Below are 590 nucleotides of genomic sequence, written 5' to 3'. Positions count from 1 at the left end.
CCGAACCCGGTCCATTGCCTCCTCTTCCTGATCGGCGCCGTGGCCATGCGCGGAGCGGGCTGCACCTATAACGACATCGTCGACCGGGATCTCGACACCCGCGTCGAGCGCACCCGTCAGCGCCCCCTTCCCTCGGACCAGGTCACCCTGAAAGGGGCTCTGGCCTTTCTCGCGCTTCAGGGCATCCTCGGCCTTCTGGTCCTGCTCCAGTTCAATGCCTTCGCGATCGCGACCGGCTTCGCCTCGCTAGGCATCGTCGCGCTCTACCCCTTCATGAAGCGCTTCTTCTGGATGCCGCAGATCGTGCTGGGCCTCGCCTTCGCCTGGGGGGCCCTGATGGGCTGGACGGCCGCCTTCGGATCTTTGGGCTGGGCCGCTATCTTGCTCTATCTCGGCAGCATCGCCTGGGTGGTGGGCTACGACACGATCTATGCCCTGCAGGACATCGAGGACGACGAGATTGCCGGGATCAAATCCTCGGCCCGGTTCTTCGGCGAGAACGTGAAGCTCGGCGTCGGCATCTGCTATGCGCTGACCATCGTTTCCATCACCGCATCGCTGGTTCTGGCAGGCGCAGGCGTGCCATCCTT

Annotated in this window: 1 protein-coding gene; it reads left to right on the top strand. The window is 64.4% G+C overall.

The annotated features are described in order from the left end of the window. On the top strand, nucleotides 1–590 hold a 590-nt coding region (locus C7G61_RS43130; RefSeq protein WP_108523444.1), incomplete at both ends, for a UbiA family prenyltransferase.

It is taken from the genome of Bradyrhizobium algeriense (assembly GCF_003062295.1).
Lineage (GTDB): Bacteria > Pseudomonadota > Alphaproteobacteria > Rhizobiales > Xanthobacteraceae > Bradyrhizobium > Bradyrhizobium algeriense.
Note: the sequence above shows the minus strand (reverse complement) of the source record. Positions and strands in the feature narration are given on the sequence as shown.